This window comes from Aeromonas cavernicola, assembly GCF_002795305.1.
GTDB classification, from domain to species: Bacteria; Pseudomonadota; Gammaproteobacteria; order Enterobacterales; family Aeromonadaceae; genus Aeromonas; species Aeromonas cavernicola.
In genome coordinates this window covers 1-627 of sequence record NZ_PGGC01000207.1, presented here as the reverse complement: position 1 = coordinate 627, position 627 = coordinate 1, and the positions used below count along the sequence as shown (strand labels likewise).

Annotated in this window: 1 pseudogene; it reads left to right on the top strand. The window is 63.0% G+C overall.

The window, feature by feature from the left end:
- Positions 1 to 627 (top strand): annotated as a pseudogene (locus tag CUC53_RS17760) (YgiQ family radical SAM protein); the annotation flags it as partial.

Below are 627 nucleotides of genomic sequence, written 5' to 3'. Positions count from 1 at the left end.
CCCGCAAAGAGATGGATGCGCTTGGTTGGGACAGCTGCGACGTCATCCTAGTGACCGGGGATGCCTACGTGGATCACCCGAGCTTCGGCATGGCGGTCATCGGCCGGATGCTGGAATCCCAGGGCTTTCGGGTCGGCATCATCGCCCAGCCGGACTGGTCATCTAAGAATGACTTTATGCGTCTGGGCAAGCCGAACCTCTTCTTCGGGGTGACCGCGGGTAACATGGACTCCATGATCAACCGCTACACCTCCGATAAAAAGCTGCGCCACGACGACGCCTACACCCCGGGAGATGTGGGCGGCAAGCGGCCGGACCGTGCCACCTTGGTCTATACCCAGCGCTGCAAGGAGGCCTTCAAAGAGGTGCCGGTGGTTATCGGCGGCATCGAGGCGTCCCTTCGCCGCATCGCCCACTACGACTACTGGTCCGAGACCATCCGCCGCTCCATCCTGCTCGATGCCAAGGCCGATATCCTGATCTACGGCAACGCCGAGCGGCCGCTGGTGGAAGTGGCCCACCGCATCGCAGGCGGCGAGACCATCGACACCATGCAAAATATTCGCGGCACCGCGGTGATCCGCAAGGAGCCGCTGCCGGACTGGCGCGGGGTGGATTCGAGCAAGC